Raw genomic sequence first — 2,277 nt, forward strand, 5'->3', positions numbered from 1 at the left:
CCTGACGCTGCCGCAGGTCTTCCTCCAGCTCCTCCAGCTCGGCTGCTGGGATCCCCTGCCAATAGGGCTCTTGGAGGATTTCCAGCAACACGTCCAAATCCCGCTGCTGGCCCAGGGTTCTGGTCAACTTTTGCAGACGTTTGGGCTTGAGCGGCTTGGGCAGGCGCACGGATCCCTGAAACACCTCCACCCAGGTGCCGATGCGGCGCAGGCCCACCCGGATTTGATGGAGGGACTCTGCTGCCTCGGGGTGCTGGTTGAGCACTCTCCCCACGTGCTTCTGCAGCCGCTGCCATTGCTGGCTCAATAGTTGGTGAGCCCAAGCGGCCACGGTGGGTGAAGGAGAAGAGGCCAGCAGGATCGAGTGCTCGCTTTTCTGCTCAGCAGCAATGGCATTCACGGCAAATCTCCTCTACCTCTCAAAACGGGGCCTAAAAAGGGCAGAAGGCTTTCCCTGCATAGCCTGCTTACCTTACCCTGAGGTCACCCGCGCCCTCTTCTTTTTTAACCTAATCTTAACCTCTGAGCAGGGTATGGCCAGGGAAACGGTTGAGACCGCCCTTCGAGCTAGCAGGGCGGAGCCTTTGGTAGGCGGGGCCTGACCGCTGCCCAGATGCGGGTGGCCACCTCTGCCGGGGATCCCTCGCCGGGAATGCGAACAATTCGCTGCGGGAACTCGGCAGCTAGAGCTTGAAATCCGCGGTAAACTCGGCGGTGAAACTCCAGGTGTTCTCGCTCGAGTTTGTCGGCCTCTGAGTGTAGGGAACGGGTAATTGCTACGCGCCGCTGACGCGAACGCGCCAGCCCCACCTCAGGGGGGAGATCCAACCACAGGGTGAGGTGCGGCTGCAGCCCGCCGGTAGCCAAGTGGTTGAGCTGGCGGATCTTCTCCAGGTCCAGCCCGCGACCATACCCCTGGTAGGCCAGGGTAGAGTCGGTGAAGCGGTCACAGAGCACCACCTGCCCTGCCGCCAGGGCGGGAAGGAGGCATCTTTGCACGTGCTCGGCCCGGTCTGCCGCGTACAGGAGCAACTCAGCCAGCGGCGTTATGGGATCCCCGTGCAACAGCAGCTCCCGCAGCGCTCGGCCGAGGGCTGTCCCTCCCGGCTCGCGGGTACACAGGCAGGCATAGCCTTCTAGAGTAAGCCGCTGTGCCAGCAGCGTCTGCTGAGTGGTTTTGCCCACTCCTTCTCCACCTTCTAAGGTGATGAACACAGCAGTCTCCCTAGAAAGGAGAGCTAGCGCAGATTAAGCTGCGGTTGCAAGTTAAAGGAGTGGCCCGGGATCACCACGTACACGTCGGGGATGTTGGTAGGCTCCAGGCCTTGCAGGGCCAGCCCCTCCACGTTGGAGCGCAGGGCGTCGTTGATGGTGGTTTCCAGTTGGGAGAGAACCTGGGCCTCATTACCCTGACTGGCCAAGCTAGGAAACTGGTTGTAGATGGCGCGGGCCAAGCCGCTGGCCAAGGGGAGCTGGATGAGGGTGAGGTTGGATCCGCCCAGTTGCGGGCCTAAGGTGTTGGCTCGGCCACGGATGCCCAAGGCCTGCAGGGCGTTGGCGGTTTGGCTGACGGGGATGGTGCAGGTGTCCATCTTGTAAATGGGCACCGAGGCCATGGTGAGGGCGGAAACACTGGTCAGTTGCACCACGGTAAAGGAAGCCGTGCCGTTGTAGGCAAAGCAAAAGTCCCGGAAGGCCGCCGGCACGTTGGCCGCGCGGATGGGACGCTCATCGTCAAAGCCGCCCGACTCCGCGAAGAGGTTGCGGATGGCAAACCCACCAAAGAAAGCCAGCAGGGCCACCACCAGCAAGATTGTCAGATCCGAAGAGGAGACTTCCCCTGAGGAGCTGCTGCTGCGCCCTCCACCTCCATATCCCCCACTGCCCCCGGAGCCGGCGGTGTAGCCGTAAGTTGCAGACCGGGAGGAGCCGGCATAGGCGGAAGAGCGGGCCGATCCGTCGTAGCCCCAGTTGCTGGAGATAGGGCGCCGGGGAACCAAGGCTTGTCCGGCACGCCTGGCCCGGGGCCGAGAGGACTCTGTCTCCTCACCCCGCGAAGATCCGGCGGCAGCTTCTCGGGCTGAGCTAGCCCTCTGTTCTCTCCTGGCATCCTCCGCTTGCAGGGCGCGCCCAGAGAGACGAGCAGAAGACGCCTTCCCATTGTTTTGCCTCTCCTCATCCTCTAGCCAGTCTTGGGCACCGCCAGCGGAGGGGGCAGAACTGTCCTCCGGCAAGGGGGGCGGGGAACGCCGGCCTTGGGACTCTGAGCTGCTGGGA

Annotated in this window: 3 protein-coding genes; all 3 read right to left on the reverse strand. The window is 63.0% G+C overall.

The genetic code is table 11. The features are described from left to right. A partial coding sequence (locus NW835_RS07490) for a CHAD domain-containing protein (protein ID WP_414414943.1) occupies positions 1-400 on the reverse strand: 400 nt, incomplete at its 3' end. Between the two features lie 167 nt (positions 401-567). Beyond that, complete coding sequence (gene tmk / locus NW835_RS07495; protein WP_414414944.1) at positions 568-1,215, reverse strand: dTMP kinase; 648 nt, start codon at positions 1,213-1,215, stop codon at positions 568-570. A gap of 23 nt (positions 1,216-1,238) precedes the next feature. Continuing rightward, on the reverse strand, positions 1,239-2,277 hold a 1,039-nt coding region (locus tag NW835_RS07500; RefSeq protein WP_414414945.1), incomplete at its 5' end, for a hypothetical protein.

It is taken from the genome of Synechococcus sp. OH2, from assembly GCF_047462155.1.
Taxonomy (GTDB): Bacteria; Cyanobacteriota; Cyanobacteriia; order Thermostichales; family Thermostichaceae; genus Thermostichus.